Below are 1,391 nucleotides of genomic sequence, written 5' to 3' on the forward strand. Positions count from 1 at the left end.
TAATGCCAGTCAGTTAAGAGATTGACTGGCTTTTTCTTGGGTATTTTTGAGGTTTTCCTTTTACAACCCTTGGATAACTCCTCACTCTTCTCTCAGGTATAACATACCGATTAGATTTCTCCATTAAACTTTCCAGATGTTTGGGGAGATTACCTGCAGAAGCCAAAGAGTCGAATCTGAGTAAATTAAGAAGGGCAATAGATGCAATATGAAAACTGATTCTCAAAGGACTTACTTTAGCTCGTTGAGCCATATGTTTCATTTGTCGTCTCAGAACATTATAGGCAATCAAGACACCCCATAATTCTTGATAAATTAAGTCTGGTTGCTTGCTTCTTAAGAGCTTACCTTTCTGCAAATTGCTTTTAATTTCTCGGTAACACATTTCAATTTCCCAACGCTGAGCATATAACTTTGCCAAGGCTATAAGTGGGTATGTCTTTGAATCTAATAATGAAGTAATGTAACGTCTGATTTTTCCTGCCTGCTCAACTTCAATCAAACGTGCCTCCCAATAATCCCCTAACGTTGGGTTAAGCTTCTTGGCTCTAGGTGATATTGGCATCCTGATATGAAAATCATGTGGGGAATTCCGTTTAATAATTTCATAACGTAAATTATCTTTTGCTCGCATCAGCCAATGACTTGATTCTGCACGTGTTTGCCACCCTATTAGAAAATCAGCAGAGAAATAAGCTCGATCAAATAATGTAATACTTTGTGCTGGAGGAGATAATTGATTTGCTAATGTGAGTTCACCCTGATCCATACTGCCTATTTGGGCATCTATGATTTCATGGGTATTGGTATTGACTAGGCACGTGGCTCTCACTTGTGGGTAAGGTGCTACAGCAGTTTTACCTTTAGATGAGCCAAAATGATTAAAGTTCTCTTCGGTCAGCGGCATAGACCAAACCACCCCATCAACAGCACATATGCTAAGTCCTTGAAAGTTTGAATATTGTTGCTGTGTTTCATCAAACCATGCTTGGCTGAGCAGAGAGAATAAGGTACTTAAAGGCTCTTGTCCTAAACGTTGTCGTGCTTGGACTGCTGCACTAGGAACACAATATTCTGTTGTACCAAACACGAGGTTTAATTGCTCTACAACATAGCTGATGGGTTGATTTCGAAACAAGGCAAGCCCAATAACAAGCCAAACCACATGCTCAGCAGGTAATTTTCTCCTTCTGATTGATGCCTTACCTGTTTGATGCAGGCTTGTTTCAATCCAATTTAAATCAATAAGTTCACAAAAATGGTTGAGTGATGGGAGAGAATGTTCAAGAGTGGATTCTAAATGTTCAGATAAAGACATAAAAAAATGAGCGTATTTACATACACTCTTTTTTACTACATTTTACTAAAATTTGCTTAACTGACTGGCATTA

At 38.5% G+C, this 1,391-nt stretch carries 1 protein-coding gene; it reads right to left on the minus strand.

What is annotated here, in order from left to right:
- Positions 1–13: 13 nt before the first annotated feature.
- Positions 14–1,318 carry an IS4 family transposase gene (locus FTV13_RS15515; RefSeq protein WP_159124594.1) on the minus strand — a complete coding sequence of 435 codons (1,305 nt, stop codon included), beginning with the start codon at positions 1,316–1,318 and terminating at the stop codon, positions 14–16.
- Positions 1,319–1,391: the final 73 nt, after the last annotated feature.

This window comes from Acinetobacter sp. YH12235 (assembly GCF_013417705.1).
Taxonomy (GTDB): Bacteria; Pseudomonadota; Gammaproteobacteria; order Pseudomonadales; family Moraxellaceae; genus Acinetobacter.

Coding starts and splice junctions, on each gene's coding strand:
- FTV13_RS15515 (WP_159124594.1), bottom strand. CDS start 1,318: ATGTCTTTATCTGAACATTTAGAATCCACTCTTGAACATTCTCTCCCA.